The sequence below is a fragment of the Xanthomonas sp. CFBP 8152 genome, from assembly GCF_014199025.1.
In the GTDB taxonomy this organism is placed as follows: Bacteria; Pseudomonadota; Gammaproteobacteria; order Xanthomonadales; family Xanthomonadaceae; genus Xanthomonas; species Xanthomonas arboricola_B.
In genome coordinates this window covers 416,019-430,038 of record NZ_JACHNO010000001.1, presented here as the reverse complement: position 1 = coordinate 430,038, position 14,020 = coordinate 416,019, and the positions used below count along the sequence as shown (strand labels likewise).

Sequence of the window (14,020 nt, the reverse complement as noted above, 5' to 3'; positions counted from 1 at the left end):
CCTTGGCTGCCCACCGTCGCGGGACCTTACGCGGCATGGATGCCGCGTAAGCGCCTACACGGACGTACTTGCGGCGTGTCCTGCGATGGTGGGCGGGCAAGGGCCCTGCAGCGAAGTCGCAGAGCAGCCGCTCTACAACTGATCCATCCGCGCTTACCAATCACTTCGGGACAACCAAGTCATTGAGTCGCCGCGCCGTTTGAATGCAGGCAAAGACTTGGTTAGCCCACCGTCGCATGACCTTTGGCGGCATCGATACCGCCAAAGCCTGTCGTCTTGAGCAAGGTCAGAACTTCCAGGACAGCGTCAGCTCCACATCGCGCGGATCGCCGTAGATCAACTGGCTTTGATAGACGATGTTGGCGTAGTACTTGCGGTCGAACAGATTGCGCACGTTGAGCTGTGCCGACCATGCCTGGTTGATGTCGTAGCGCGCCATCGCGTTGGCCAGCACAACGCTGCCCTGGGTCAGCCGCTGCGTGCTGCCCTGTGGCCCGGACATCAATTCGTGGATGGCCGACTGCCAGCTCAGGCCACCGCCCACGCGCCATGGGCCGGTCTGCCAACTGGTGAACAGGGTGGCCTCGCGACGCGGGCTGGTCGGATTGACGTCGACGCCGCTGGCATCGTTGGCATCGAATTGGGCGAAGCCGAACGCGATCCGCCACTGCTCGGACAGCTGCCCGTCGAGCTGGAACTCCACGCCCTGGCTGACCGTGCCCTTCGCCGCCAGGAAGGCCTGATTGGTGGTGCCGGGCACCAATTGTCCGGGGTCGTTGACCGCCAGGTTGTCCTGCTCGATACGGAACAACGCCAGCGCCGCGTTGAGCTGGCCACCGAGGTATTCGCCCTTGGCGCCGACCTCGTAGCTGTTGCCCTCCAGCGGGGCGAGATAGCGCCCGCTGCGGTCGCGATTGTTTTGCGGCTTGAAGATGCCGGTGTAGCTGGCGTAGAGCGAATGGTGGTCGTCCACGTCCAGGATCAGGCCGGCGTACGGCGTGGTGCGGCCACGGCGCTCGTAGGTGTTGGCCGGCACCAGCTGATCGGTGTTTTTCCAGTCGGTGACGCGTGCGCCGACGATGGCCGTGAGCGCGTCGGTCAGGCTGAAACGACCGGCAGCGTAGGCGGCCACCTGGCGCACGTCGCGTTCTTCGCCCTTTACCAGCGGCGTCCATTGCGGCTGCGCCATGCTGCCGGTCCAGGCGTAGACGCTTTCGGCCGCCAGTATCTGCGGCGGCTGCGGCCCGTTGGACCAACTGCGCACGTTGCGGTTCATCCAGGTGGCCCCGGCAACCAGTTCGTGGTTGCGGCCCCACCAGGTCAGCGGCACGCTGAGGTAGGCATCCAGGCTGTTTTGCGCAGTGAGTGCGGGATAGCGCCCGCCAAAATTGCTGGCAAGGCCCAGGCCGGTCTCGCGGTCCGGGTAATCGAGATAGCCGAACAGCACCGACTTCCAATCGGCTTCGAACCGCTGATGCGAGTACTCCACGTGCAGCTGCGCACCGTTGTCGAAGCGATGGGTCAGGCCGGCGAACGCATTGGTGGTGTCTGCCACACCGCGCGCCCAGCGCGGCGTGAACGAATCCGAGCGTGCAAAATCGGTGCGGCTGCCGTCGCTGAAGTACGCCGGCACCCCGCCCCAGGTAGTGCCGCGGCCGTCGTTGCGCTGCTTGTTGACGCCGATGTAGCCGCGCGTGGCATCGCTGAAATCCGCATCGACGATGCCGTAGAACAGCGACGATTGCTTGCTGTAGTAATCGCGGAACGACTGCTTGTCCTCGTAACTGGCAACCACCCGTCCACGCACGTTGCCGGCCGCGTTCAAGGGCGATTGCAGGTCGACGGTGCCGCGGTAGCGATCCCAACGCCCTGCCGACAGATCGACCCGACCGGTGAACACATCGCTGTCGGCATGTTTGCGCACCAGGTCGATCGACGCGGCCGGGCTGCCCGCCCCGGTGGTCAGGCCGTTGGCGCCGCGGATGATTTCCACCCGGTCGTAGATCGCCATGTTCTGCTGCACATCGCCGGTGTAGTCGGTGGGAATGCCGTCGATGCGGTAGTAGTCCACTTCGAAGCCGCGCGCGTTGATGTAAGTGCGCTCGGTGTCCCAGGTGGGCGAGTTGAAGCCGGCCACGGTGTCGGTGACGTCCTGCAGCGATTGCAGGTTGCGGTCGACGATCTGCTGTCGGGTCACCACCACCACCGACTGCGGCGTCTCGCGCAGCGACAGCTCCAGCTTGGTCGAACTGCGCGCGACATCGGCGGTGTAGGAGTCGCTGCCTTCGGTTGCGGCGCCGCGGTGCGCCTCGATCTGCAGGCGGTCCAGATCGACCGGATCGCGTGTGTTCGATTGCGCCGCAGCCGCCAACGGCCACGCGCAGGCCAGCGCCAGCAGGGAGTACGCCAGCGGCCGCTGCGGCGAACGGAGATCCGCACGCGTGAGCGCGCGCGCAGGGACGGTGCGATGGGACATGGGGTCAGCCTCAAGAGCGAGTATGGCCGTCGATGACGGCGATTGAGGCTGGCGCCGGCAGCGCCGTCGGAAGGCGCGCACCGTTTGCTGGCTGGGGGCGCATGTTCGATCCGCGTTAAATCGCTGTCAATACATGCGCGGATCGACGTTGCGCCAAGCGCTGATCGCTGCGTGCAGTCCGATCAACGGAAAACGACGCGTCGCAGCGAAGCATTCCCACCGACAAGGACGATGGATCCGGCAACGCACGACCTGGTTCCACGCCGTCGGCCGCGCTGTGCGCAGGACCTCAGAGCGGACGCCGCCCCGCCAGGCCGCGCGCATGCATTGCCTCCAGCACGCCACGCAGGATGGTGAGGTTGTGGCCGTGCGCGGCGCCTTCGTGCAGCAGCACAATGGCGCCGGGATTCAGGTCGCGCACGATGCGGGCCACGGTGGCCTCCGGCTCGCAACGCACCCCGTCGAAACCGCGCGCGCTCCAGGCCACGCGGGTCAGCCCGTGCGCACGCAGCGGCGAAGCGACGAAGGGGTTGGTCATGCCCACCACCGAGCGGTACAGCCGCGGCGCCTGCCCGGTGATGGTGGCCAGCACGCGCTGTGCCTGGCCGATTTCCTGCGCCATGCGATGCGGTCCCAGCGCCCAGAACCAGGCCTGCGGATGGGTATGGCTGTGATTGCCGATGCTATGCCCGCGCCGCACCATCTCGCGCACCAGTTCAGGCCGCTGCTCGGCGCGTGCGCCGACCACGAAGAAGGTGGCCTTGGCATCGAAGGCGTCCAGCAGATCCAGCATCGCCGGGGTGTCGTCGGAGGGGCCATCGTCGATGGTCAGCCACACCTGCGGGGCGCGGCCCGGCAGACGCGCCAGCACCGGGCCATACAGGCGCGCGCGCGGCAGGAACACCGGCACCACGAACAAGGCATGCGACATCAGCAACGCAGGCACACCCCATACCCAGCCCAGATGCCACCACAGCAGCGCCACCGCTGCCTGCGACAGGGCCAGCAGGCCTATCCAGCGGTACGGGTGCGAGGGGATGCGATACAGCGTTTGAAGCGTGGTCATGCCGCATGATGCCATGCAGCGTAGAATGCCCGGACTCCACGATCTGACCGAAGCGCTGCCATGTCCCTCGATCCCGCCCTGCGTTCCCGCATCGATACGCTGCTGCAATCCAGCCGCGTGGTGCTCTTCATGAAAGGCCAGCCCGGCATGCCGCAGTGCGGCTTTTCGGCCAAGGCGGTCGGCGTGCTGGACGGTCTTGGCATCGACTATGCCCACGTCAACGTGCTCGCCGACCAGGAGATCCGCGAGGGCATCAAGGCCTACGGCGACTGGCCGACCATTCCCCAGCTGTATGTGGACGGCGAGTTGATCGGCGGCAGCGACATCATCGTGCAGATGGCAGACAGCGGCGAATTGAGCAGCATGCTCGGCCTGCAGGCGCCAGACCGGACTCCGCCCAGGATCACCATCACCCCGGCCGCGGTCGAGATGCTCAAGGGCGCGCTGGCCGATGCGCCGGATGCCTCGCTGACGCTGGCCATCGATGCCGACTTCCAGCCGAACTTCCAGCTGGCACCGACCAACCCGAACGCCATCGCGGCCGAGTCCAACGGCCTGCGCGTGCAGTTCGACCTGGCCAGCGCCCGCCGCGCCGACGGCATCACCATCGACTGGGTGGACGACATCCGCGGCCGGGGCCTGGCCATCGACAACCCCAACGCGCCCAAGCCGGTACAGGAGTTGTCGGTGCGCGATGCCGACGACCGCCTCAAGGCCGGTACGCTGACCCTGGTGGACGTGCGCCCGGCCGACGAACGTGCCCTGGCCAGCGTTGCCGCGCCGTTCCGTACGCTGGATGCGCATGAGCGCGCCGCCATCGAGCAGTTGCCCAAGGACACCCCGCTGGCGTTCCTGTGCCACCGTGGCGGGCGCAGCCTGCAGGCGGCCGAGCACTTCCGCAGCCTGGGTTTCAGCAACGTCCACAACGTCACCGGCGGCATCGACGCATGGTCGGACGAGGTGGACAACGGCGTAGCCAAGTACTGAGCAAGACAGGCGGTGCGGCCGGTATCGGGATCTATCTCCGGCGCGCAGGCACTGCGGTTCCTGCGCCATCGGCACGGATAACGGTCCGCTGGAACCACCCGCCAGGTTTCAAGCCGCGTTTGCTACATTGCACACCCGAAACGGGCGCTCCACGGAGCGTCCGTTTCTTCATGGATCGACACGCACAAGGACTTCGCTGCAATGCACACTCACCTGCTCTGTCTTGCACTGGCCGCGCTGTTGCCGCTGGCCGCACAGGCTGCCGAACCTGCACGTGCGGTCATGCTGGTACAGACCTACGACAGCCAGCCGACCGAAGACCCGCTGGAATACATTCCGGTGTGGCTGGGCAGCGGCGTAGCGAAGGAGTCCAGCATGCCCAGGTCGCTGCTGAGCCAACCGCTGCAGGTCTTCAATGCGGGCGTGCCCACCGGCACCGTGCGGCTTGCGTCGCTGAGCGTCGACGACAACAGCATGTGCGGCGGCACGGCAAAACTGCGTTTGAAGGGCACGAGCACGCTGTCCAGTTCGCCGCTGCTATCGACGGTGGATCTCAATCCCGGCAAGCGCTTTGCAAGCCGTGACGCCACAGCTGCCGAACAGGCCGAGCTGTTGCGACAGGTCGGCGAAACCGCGCAGCTGCGCAAGCGCGTCAAGCCTGCGGCGCTGGCCCAGGCATTGACGGCATTCACGGCCGATCGTGCGCGGGATCTGGCGGCGCTGCAGATCTTTACCGATACCCGGCAGCCGCAGCGCCGTGTGGCCGTGCTGACCTCCAATCACCCGACCAGCACCGGCAACCCGGACAACCCGACCGGCGTCCTCGTCGTGCTTGCCATCCTCGAACACGACGGCAGCCGCTGGCAGTTCCGCAAGGGCAGCGCGGCCAGCGGCTGTGACGATTGCGAAGACCTGCCTTTGCGCACGCATCTGCTGCAGTTCGGTGATATCGACGGCAACGGCACACTCGACTTCGTGCTGTCGGAAAGCGGCTACGAGAGCTACGGCTTCTATCTGCTGCTCGGCGAGGGCGCGAACTGGCGCTCGGAAGGCTTGATGGGCGGCTGTTGATCGGTCGCAGCGCGATGGCCGATGCGCGCATCGGTATCGGCGTTGCGTTGCACCACGGGCGGGATCCAGAACAGCGCGGCTCGTCGCCGCGCAAGCGATCCACACATCGCCGGTGCGGGGCCATTGATGCAGTTGCGCACCTGCATGATGTCGATCAACGCTCGACGTCATGCGCATGTGCATCATCTACCGATCGCATCGATCGTCCCACGCGATGCGCATGCCCAACGCAAGTAGGCGGTGCGGGAAAGCCGTCGCGGCACGCAACCGCGGCAGGCCACAACCGCTGCCATCCCTCAGCCGGTAAATCCACCGTCATCGAGAAACTGCCGTTCTTCCACGGTGGTCTCGCGCCCCAGTACCGCATTGCGATGCGGGAAGCGACCGAAGCGCTGGATGATCTGCTGATGCTCCACTGCCCAGCGCGTGGTTTCTGCATCGTCCAACGCGGTGATCAGCTGCACCGAACGTCCCTGCTCCTGCAGATCTTCGGCATGCTCCAACGGCAGATAGAAAAACAGCCGCAACTGCGCGGAGACCTGTTGGTCGAAACCGCTGGCAAGCGCCTGCTTGGCGTAGGCCAGCGCCAGGCCATCGGTGGCGTAGGCATGCGCGCTGCCGCGGAACGCGTTGCGCGGGAACTGGTCGAGCAAGATCAGCAAGGCCAGTGCATCTTCGGCACGTTCCATCCAGTGCGCATACTCGCCGCGCGCCGCTGCGAAGTGCTGCTCGCTGAAATGCTGGCGGAAGTTGGCATCGAAGGCATCGTTGTGCGTGAACCAGCGTGCCGAGCCGGCCAGTTCCCAGAAAGCCAGCACCACATCGGCCTGTTTGTTGCGTTCTGATTTGACGATCATCGACGTGTCCCCTGACGAATGCGGCACAGCATGCACCGGCCCATGTGATGAGCCCGCCGCCGCCGGCGCTGCAGCACTTGGCAAGCGCGCCGCCGGCCGCTAGGTTTGCGGCTGACGTTTTCGTTGCACCGGGGAAATCCATGCGTTCCATCCTGTTCGCCGCGCTCGGCGCGGCCGTGCTGTGCGGTCCTGCGTCTGCGGCATCGCGTTTCGTGCAAGACCCCTACCCCAGCACCTATCGCGCGCTCGCGTCCGCTCCGGTATTGATCCAGCACGCCACCGTGCTCACCGGCACCGGCCAGCGGCTGGACGACGCCGACGTGCTGCTGCGCGACGGCAAGGTGGCCGCGGTCGGGCGCGCGCTGCAGGCGCCGGCCGATGTGCGCCGCATCGACGGCACCGGCAAATGGGTCACCCCCGGCATCATCGACGTGCACTCGCATCTGGGCGTGTATCCCAGCCCCGGCGTCAGCGCACACAGCGATGGCAACGAGATGACCGCCCCGGTGACGCCGAACGTGTGGGCCGAGCATTCGATCTGGCCGCAGGACCCCGGCTTCGGCACCGCCCTGGCCGGCGGCGTGACCTCGCTGCAGGTACTGCCGGGCTCGGCCAATCTGATCGGCGGGCGCGGCGTCACCCTCAAGAATGTCGCCTCCACCACCTACCAGGGCATGAAGTTCCCCGGTGCCCCCTGGGGCCTGAAGATGGCCTGCGGCGAGAACCCCAAGCGCGTGTACGGCCAGAAGGGCGGCCCCGGCACGCGCATGGGCAACGTGGCCGGTTACCGCGCCGCCTTCATCGATGCGGCCGAGTATCTGCAGAAGACTGCGCCGAAGAAAAAGACCGCGAAAAAGCGCCATTGGTGGAGCCGCGGCGGCGACAACGACAGCAGCGGCGATGCCGGCGGCAAGCGCGATCTCAAGCTCGACACGCTGGCCGGGGCGATCAACGGCGACATCCGCGTACATATCCACTGCTACCGCGCCGACGAGATGGCGACCATGCTGGACCTGTCCAAGGAATTCGGCTTCCACATCGCCGCCTTCCATCATGGCGTGGAGGCCTACAAGCTGGCCGACCGGCTGGCGCAGGACAACGTCTGCGGCGCGCTGTGGGCCGACTGGTGGGGCTTCAAGATGGAGGCCTTCGATGGCATCCAGGAAAACATCGCGCTGGTCGACAGACCGGCCAACAGCTGCGCCATCGTGCATTCGGATTCGGAAGAAGGCATCCAGCGCCTGAATCAGGAAGCGGCCAAGGTGCTCGCCAACGCGCGCCGCAGCGGAATGGAGATTCCGCCCGAGCGTGCGATCCGCTGGCTCACCAGCAATGCCGCCAAGGCGCTCGGCATCGAGCAGCAGACCGGCGCACTGGAGCCGGGCAAGATGGGCGATATGGTGGTGTGGAACGGCAATCCCTTCAGCTCCTACGCGCTGGCGGAACAGGTCTATATCGACGGCGCGCAGGTCTACGACCGCCACGATCGCCACCTGCAGCCGGTGTCGGACTTCATGCTCGGCCAGGAGGTGGCGCGATGAGCCGCGCAACCTTCGTTGGCCCGCGTCTACGCGCGGTCGCTGCTGTGGTCCTGGCAGTGCTTGCATTGCCCGCAGTCGGCCAGCAGGTGCTGATCCGTGGCGCGACCGTGCATACCGCCACCGCGCAAGGCACGCTGCGCAATACCGATGTACTGGTGCAGGGTGGCGTGATCCGCGCGATCGGCAGCAACCTGGCCGTGCCGGCCGATGGCCGCGTGGTCGAGGCCGGGGGCCGCCCGCTGACGCCGGCCCTGTTCGGCGGCATCACCGAGATCGGCATCGAAGAAGTCTCCGGCGAAGACAGCACCGTGGACAGCGGCGTCAAACTCAGCGACCAGCCGATGCGTCCGGAATTCGATGTCACCCTGGCTTACAACCCCGATTCGGTGCTGGTGCCGGTGGCGCGCGTGGAAGGCATCGGCTTCACCGCGTTGGGCGCGACCACCAGCGGTGCCTTCATCGCCGGACAAGGTGGCGTGGTGCGGCTGGACGGCAGCCCGGACCCGGTTGGCCCGCATGCCCTGTTCATCCGCATCGGCGCGGCGGCGTCCGATCTCACCGGCAGCTCGCGCGCCGCGCAATGGATGCTGCTCGACCAACTGGTGGCCGAGGCGCGCGGACGCGTGCCGGCCGACTCGCCGCACGCGCTGCTGACCCCGGTCGGCCGCAACGTGCTGGCCAAATATCTGGCCGGGCAGGGCCGCATCGTGGTGCAGGTGGAGCGCGCCGCAGACATCCGCCAGTTGTTGCGTTGGGCGCAGCGCGAAAAGGTGCGCATCGCCATTGCCGGTGGCGCGGAGGCCTGGAAGCTCGCGCCGCAACTGGCGCAGGCCAGGGTGCCGGTGCTGGTGGACGCGCTGGCGGATCTGCCGTCCACCTTCGACCAGATCGGTGCGACGCTGGAAAATGCCGCACGTCTGCGTGCGGCCGGCGTGGAAGTCAGCTTTGCCCAGAGCGGGGATGCCTCGCATAACGCGCGCAAGCAGCGCCAGCTGGCCGGCAACGCGGTCGCCAATGGATTGCCGTGGGAAGCCGGCCTGGCCGGCCTGACCCGGGTGCCGGCAGAGATCTTCGGCGTGGGCGATCGCATCGGCAGCATTGCAGTCGGCAAGCAGGCCGACCTGGTGCTGTGGGAAGGCGACCCGCTGGATGTCGCCCACTACGCCGAGCAGGTGTGGCTGGGCGGCCGCGACATGCCGATGCGCTCGCGCCAGACCGAGCTGCGCGAGCGTTACATGCAACCGGCCGGCGCGTTGCCGCGGGCCTATCTGAAGTGATCGGGGCGGCGGGCGCGCGCGTGCCAGCGCAATGACACGCATGGCGTTGGGCGTACGTAGCGTCTACCTGCTGACCGCACTCGCCGTGTTTGTCATCGAAGTGGCGATCGGTGCTGGCACACTCGGCGGGCCCTGGGTGCGCGGCAGCCTGGGCGATATGCTAGCGGTGATCCTGGTGTATTGCGGGTTGCGCGGGGTGTTTGCGTTATCGCCACGCTGGGCGTGCGTACTGGCGGTCGCGACCGGGTGCCTGATCGAAGGCCTGCAGGCGCTGCATCTGGCCGACCGGCTCGGGCTGCGCCCGGGCAGCGCGGCCTACATCGCGCTCGGCAACACCGCTACCCTGCACGATCTGCTGATGTATCTGGTCGGCGGCGGCGTGGCGTACATCGGTGATGTGGCGTCATGCCGTGTCGCTGCGTCTTCCCGGCGGCAAACGCCGCATTGATGCACTCCTTCGGGCCTACCGCATGTTTTCCGTCTGCTCATCGGCACTGATCGACAGCGTTGGCGCCCTGTCTGGGCAATGGCAGCAATGGCGTGCCCGCGCCCACCCTGCATCGCAGTGACTTCGCTGTTTCAAGGAAGCGGCTTGCGCTCGATCGATCGGGTCGTGTTGCGCCAGGCGCCGGCCAATCTGCTGCGCGGCCTCGAGGCGGTCGGCGGGCGGCTGATCCTGACCGCCGATGCGCTGCACTTCCAGCCGCATCCCTACAACCTGCAGACCCGGTCGCTGACCGTGCACCTGACCCAGGTCGCGACGGTGCAACCACGCTGGACGCGCCTGTTCGGCCTGCTGCCGGTGGCGCCGACATCGCTGGCGGTGCAGCTGCACGAGGGCGGCGAACACCGGTTCGTGATCGGCAAACGCGACCAGTGGATGGCCGCCATCGCCTCGGCGCGCGATGCCCTGCGCTGACGCTGCCCCGACACCCGCAGTCGCGCTGATCGATAAGACCGCAGTGCCCGACTGACCTGTCGCAATGCCCTGGCTGTTTTCCGGATACATCGCAGCGCAGACGAAGCGTGCCCTGCGCTGTGTTTCAGAATCGCCTCACGCGCATGGCAGAAGTCATGGCAGTGGTGAATGCTCAAGCAGGCGATCTTGGACACCTGATGCGAAACGTAGCCGTCGGTGGCCAGAGTCGTCGTGCGATCTTCGACGATTTTCGGCCATCGCAGGCGAAGCGGTACCGGCGTGTGGCGTGCTGCACGCCGGTCTCCGATGCCAACCGCGCACGCTCAGCCATGCGGCCGATTGGCGCTGCGCTTACTGCGCGTCCAACGTCGCGCTCACCTTGGCCCAGCCGCTGCCGCGTACCACTTCGAAACCGGCTTCGGCTGCATGCAGATACATGCTGTTGTTGTAGCGCCCATCCTTGGACCGGTTGGTCTGCAACCAGTTGAGGAAGGGCTTGGCGTCCACGTTGAGGCTGCCGCTGGTCTTCAGCGTGGCCTGCCCGGCAGTGCCGGTCGGGATGAAGGTGTAGACGTAGTAGCCGGCACCGGAGTTGAAGCCTTCCCACAGGTCGAAGGTGCGCCCGCCTGCGGTGATCACCTTGCTGGCAGTCAGCGTGCCGATCGGCCAGGAGTTGTGGTCGCCCCAGATCATGACTTCCAGCTGCGGGTTGCCCTTGGCGGTATCCCAGCGGAAGAAGATGTCATAGGCAAAATCGCCCGCGAGATTGGTTCCGCCCGCGCTGTAGGTGAACTTGAGCGGGATTTTGCTCAAGGAGGAAATCTGCCGCGGAAACAGCGTATCGCTGGTCGGGTTCCAGTCGTAGTGCCAGCCGCGCACGATCGCCGGATAGCCGTAGAGGTTGTAGTCGGCGAAGTTGAAGGTGACGGTCAGCTCGGGGGTGCTGCCGGTGCCGAACGTGCCCTGGATGATGTTGTTGGGATCGTTGAAATTATTGACCCACGCATAGTGGTTGCCGAAGACCTTGTAGGGACCGGCCAGCGCCGCTGGCGCCAGGGCGACCAGACCCACGGCCAGTGCAGCCTTCCACCAGCGCGATGCGCGCCGCCGTGTCGGCGGCGCCGGTGTGCCGGTCTGGGTGAGGGTGCGGGATTGGCTGTTTTGCATGGTGACTCTCTCCATATGGGTTCAGCGCGGCGATGCCGGTGCGGCAGCGTCGAGAGCCGCTTTGCAGCGGTCGCGTTGGACCCTAGCAGCGGCCTTGTATCGGGAGCTATAGCAATTGCGACAGGCCTCGCTCGTCATCTGCGATAGCGGGCGCCATCCGCCAACCGAAGCGTGCGCAGATCCTCAGTTCGCGACCCAACCGGCAGCGTGACAGGATGTATCGGTCATCTGCATGACGGTACGGTGGACGCAAATGGTGCAGAGCCACATGGCTGCGGTCTGTGTCTCTGCCGCACCTGCGGCTGCTTGCTCCAGGCCCTATTCGGATGCGTCGAGCTTGCCTGGTGGCAGTGCGCCAGGCTCCCATCGCGCGATGTTCATTCAACGCAACAACGTCAGCGTATTGCCGATCGGCGTGCGCATCGGCGAAAGGGGGCTGGCCGATCACCGCGATGAGGAAGCGACGCTGCCTGCAGGCGCATGTGGCCGAAAGCGGACACCAAGCGCAGACACCGAGACATAAAGACAACCGGGCCTCCTAGTCGTGGCGTCGTTTACGCAAGGCGGTCAAACGCCCGGTCGATCGAGGGCGCGGTGTCCTTACCGCTCGCGGGACACATCATGCACTGCTTGCAACCACGCACGCCGATCATCTCGACCGGTCCTTGCCCGCCCGCCGTCGCGGGACCTGACGCGGCATGGATGCCGCGCAAGCGCCGACAAGGACGGACTTGCGGCGTCTCCCGCGATGGTGGGCAGGCAAGGACCCCGCAGCCAAGCCGCAGCCCTGATGCATGCGGCCCACACCTCACCGCATCGTCAGCTCAGTGCAGCGTTATCGCAGCGGCACGTTCAATACCGACGGCGTTGCCGTCGGCGACGTAAACGTCACCGTGCCGCCGCCATCGCTGGCATCGGTGTAGCGCACATCGCGCGTGTCGATCACCAGCACCAGACGCTGCCCTGCCGGAATCTCCGCAGCAGCCGCTTGCAGTGGCCAATCCAGCGTCACTGCGCGGCCTGCCGTGGTGCCGCGTAGCGTGTACGGTGCATGCGTGATCAGTTGCGCCACGCCTAGCGCATCCATGCGATAGAGATACGCGAACAGGCTCACTTCCGATTGGCTGGGTACCACGGTCACGCGCAACGATGGACTGCCGGCCAGCCGCCGTGGCGTGCTCGACGGCGCACCCACCCACACTGCCGCGCCGATGCGATTGACCAACGGAATCGACGTGGTGACCGGCACACCGATGCCCTGCAACAGACCACTGACCAGTACCACGCCCGAATCGGCCAACGTCGGCACATCGGTGGCAATGCGCGACTGCCATCCGCTGGCGGTGCCACCGATCAAGCCGCCGGTGGGGCTGAGCAACCCGGCCGGTGCGGATAACCCCAGCCGCGTGCTTCCCTGTTGCACCGACGCCCAGTCCGCGTACTCCAGCCATTGCCCGGCACGCGGCGACAACCGCACCGGCGCTTCGCTGTCGACGCCGTTACGCAGCTGCTTGAGATGACGATCGAACCAGCGCGTGGCCGCCGTATAGACCTCGTTGGGCAGGCCTAGCGCGCCCGGCAGTTCTGCGGTGGCGTGGTCGCCCTGGCTGAGCAGCAACTGCTTGGGTCCGCGCAGCTGGTCGAAGAACGCGATCGTCTGGTTCGGCGGAAACAGGCCGTCGTTGAAGGCATTGCCCAGCAGCACCGCGGTACCACGCGCATTGAGCGCGGCCACATCGCTTGACGGGCTGCGCGACGCGGCCTGCGGCAGAAAGCCCTGCACTGCACCGTCGTAGTCGCCAACTGCAACCCGGGTGCTGATCTGCGCCAGATCCGGGCCGGGACGTCCGGTCAACGCGCCTGCACCGACCAACAGCCCGACGCCTTGCTGGCTGACGGTGCGATTGGAATACAGCGACGCTTCCAGATCGGCCCAGCCGCTGAGCGCAGCCACGGCCTTGATGCGCGGATCGCGCTCGGCCGCCAACAGGCTGATGCCCGCCCCGTAGGAGATGCCCGATGCACCGATCGCATTCGCATTGGCCGGCGTATGTGCCAGCGCCCAGTCGATCACCGCGCTGACGTCTTCCACCGTGTCGGCGCCGGCAATATCGATCTGCCCGGCCGAATCCCAGAACCCGCGCGAGGTGTAGCTGACGACCACGTAGCCATCGCTGGCCAGCTGGGTCGCGCGTCCAAGGTATTCCAGATTCGGCAACGACCAGCTGGCCGGCATCACGATCAACGGAAACGGCCCGCTGCCCTGCCCCTGCGGCACCAGCACCAGCGCGCCCATCGGTGCACCATCCCAGCCGGGAATCCGTTCGTAGGTCTTGCTGAAGGCGCCCGCCACCGCCGACGCCGATGCCACCAGCAACGCCAAGGCGGCGATGCCTCCGATCCAATGCTTGTTCATGCGGATCTCTCCCACGCAAGGCCAGGCCGGGATGGCCCAGCGGCAACTGCCATGCATCCGTGGTTCGGGGGAGAACGTCGCGAACGTACCAGACGGTACGGTATGGCTCAAGGGGCGGGAATCGGGAATCGGGAATCGGGAATCGGGAATCGGGAATCGGGAATCGGGAGGCGGGAGGCGGGAATCGGGTGCGTGCGCACCGCAATCGCCGGCTCGCAACTGGAAACAGCGTGCGCTTATCGC

The 14,020-nt window shown here is 66.5% G+C and carries 11 protein-coding genes and 1 pseudogene; 7 read left to right on the top strand and 5 right to left on the bottom strand.

Going from position 1 to position 14,020, the window contains the following annotated elements:
• Positions 1-286 precede the first annotated feature (286 nt).
• Together FHT09_RS01905 and FHT09_RS01900 are read right to left on the bottom strand one after the other, a co-directional pair.
• Complete coding sequence (locus FHT09_RS01905) at positions 287-2,476, bottom strand: TonB-dependent siderophore receptor (protein ID WP_104605169.1); 2,190 nt, start codon at positions 2,474-2,476, stop codon at positions 287-289.
• A gap of 289 nt (positions 2,477-2,765) precedes the next feature.
• Positions 2,766-3,557, bottom strand: coding sequence for a polysaccharide deacetylase family protein (locus tag FHT09_RS01900; RefSeq protein WP_181141240.1), 792 nt, complete (start codon positions 3,555-3,557; stop codon positions 2,766-2,768).
• Positions 3,558-3,602: 45 nt separating this feature from the next.
• Between FHT09_RS01900 and grxD the strand changes: the two genes are divergently transcribed.
• Both grxD and FHT09_RS01890 read left to right on the top strand, forming a co-directional pair.
• A complete protein-coding gene (gene grxD / locus FHT09_RS01895) occupies positions 3,603-4,529 on the top strand; it encodes a Grx4 family monothiol glutaredoxin (protein WP_104605173.1) in 927 nt (308 codons plus the stop codon).
• 201 nt (positions 4,530-4,730) lie between these two features.
• Positions 4,731-5,600, top strand: coding sequence for a hypothetical protein (locus tag FHT09_RS01890; RefSeq protein WP_104536274.1), 870 nt, complete (start codon positions 4,731-4,733; stop codon positions 5,598-5,600).
• Between the two features lie 296 nt (positions 5,601-5,896).
• Here FHT09_RS01890 and FHT09_RS01885 read toward each other — a convergent pair whose 3' ends face one another.
• Entirely contained in the window at positions 5,897-6,457 is a 561-nt protein-coding gene (locus tag FHT09_RS01885) for a DUF924 family protein (protein ID WP_104536276.1), read from the bottom strand.
• A gap of 140 nt (positions 6,458-6,597) precedes the next feature.
• Between FHT09_RS01885 and FHT09_RS01880 the strand changes: the two genes are divergently transcribed.
• From FHT09_RS01880 to FHT09_RS01865, 4 genes are all read left to right on the top strand, one after another.
• Positions 6,598-7,998 carry an amidohydrolase gene (locus FHT09_RS01880; protein ID WP_104607341.1) on the top strand — a complete coding sequence of 467 codons (1,401 nt, stop codon included), beginning with the start codon at positions 6,598-6,600 and terminating at the stop codon, positions 7,996-7,998.
• Positions 7,995-9,275 carry an amidohydrolase family protein gene (locus FHT09_RS01875; protein WP_104607340.1) on the top strand — a complete coding sequence of 427 codons (1,281 nt, stop codon included), beginning with the start codon at positions 7,995-7,997 and terminating at the stop codon, positions 9,273-9,275. The genes FHT09_RS01880 and FHT09_RS01875 overlap by 4 nt, the downstream gene beginning before the upstream one ends.
• A 31-nt stretch (positions 9,276-9,306) precedes the next feature.
• The gene (locus tag FHT09_RS01870; protein ID WP_053045789.1) at positions 9,307-9,723 is read left to right on the top strand and encodes a DUF2809 domain-containing protein; all 417 of its coding nucleotides are present in this window, start codon (positions 9,307-9,309) and stop codon (positions 9,721-9,723) included.
• A 144-nt stretch (positions 9,724-9,867) separates the two neighbouring features.
• On the top strand, positions 9,868-10,194 hold the full coding sequence (locus FHT09_RS01865) for a hypothetical protein (RefSeq protein WP_181141461.1): 327 nt from the start codon (positions 9,868-9,870) through the stop codon (positions 10,192-10,194).
• Positions 10,195-10,545: 351 nt separating this feature from the next.
• On the opposite strand, the gene FHT09_RS01860 is transcribed toward FHT09_RS01865, so the two are convergent.
• The gene (locus tag FHT09_RS01860) at positions 10,546-11,361 is read right to left on the bottom strand and encodes a cellulase (protein WP_047130652.1); all 816 of its coding nucleotides are present in this window, start codon (positions 11,359-11,361) and stop codon (positions 10,546-10,548) included.
• A gap of 373 nt (positions 11,362-11,734) precedes the next feature.
• Between FHT09_RS01860 and FHT09_RS01855 the strand changes: the two are divergent.
• A pseudogene (locus tag FHT09_RS01855) lies at positions 11,735-11,873 on the top strand (fatty acid-binding protein DegV); the annotation flags it as partial.
• Positions 11,874-12,196: 323 nt separating this feature from the next.
• Here the strand turns inward: FHT09_RS01855 and FHT09_RS01850 are convergent.
• The gene (locus FHT09_RS01850) at positions 12,197-13,777 is read right to left on the bottom strand and encodes a CocE/NonD family hydrolase (protein WP_047130651.1); all 1,581 of its coding nucleotides are present in this window, start codon (positions 13,775-13,777) and stop codon (positions 12,197-12,199) included.
• Positions 13,778-14,020 lie beyond the last annotated feature (243 nt).

Excerpts from the sequence above, each read along its gene's own strand:
- FHT09_RS01860 (WP_047130652.1), bottom strand. The coding sequence starts at position 11,361 with ATGCAAAACAGCCAATCCCGCACCCTCACCCAGACCGGCACACCGGCG.
- FHT09_RS01900 (WP_181141240.1), bottom strand. The coding sequence starts at position 3,557 with ATGGCATCATGCGGCATGACCACGCTTCAAACGCTGTATCGCATCCCC.
- FHT09_RS01880 (WP_104607341.1), top strand. The coding sequence starts at position 6,598 with ATGCGTTCCATCCTGTTCGCCGCGCTCGGCGCGGCCGTGCTGTGCGGT.
- FHT09_RS01850 (WP_047130651.1), bottom strand. The coding sequence starts at position 13,777 with ATGAACAAGCATTGGATCGGAGGCATCGCCGCCTTGGCGTTGCTGGTG.
- FHT09_RS01905 (WP_104605169.1), bottom strand. The coding sequence starts at position 2,476 with ATGTCCCATCGCACCGTCCCTGCGCGCGCGCTCACGCGTGCGGATCTC.
- FHT09_RS01870 (WP_053045789.1), top strand. The coding sequence starts at position 9,307 with ATGACACGCATGGCGTTGGGCGTACGTAGCGTCTACCTGCTGACCGCA.
- FHT09_RS01875 (WP_104607340.1), top strand. The coding sequence starts at position 7,995 with ATGAGCCGCGCAACCTTCGTTGGCCCGCGTCTACGCGCGGTCGCTGCT.
- FHT09_RS01890 (WP_104536274.1), top strand. The coding sequence starts at position 4,731 with ATGCACACTCACCTGCTCTGTCTTGCACTGGCCGCGCTGTTGCCGCTG.
- grxD (WP_104605173.1), top strand. The coding sequence starts at position 3,603 with ATGTCCCTCGATCCCGCCCTGCGTTCCCGCATCGATACGCTGCTGCAA.
- FHT09_RS01885 (WP_104536276.1), bottom strand. The coding sequence starts at position 6,457 with ATGATCGTCAAATCAGAACGCAACAAACAGGCCGATGTGGTGCTGGCT.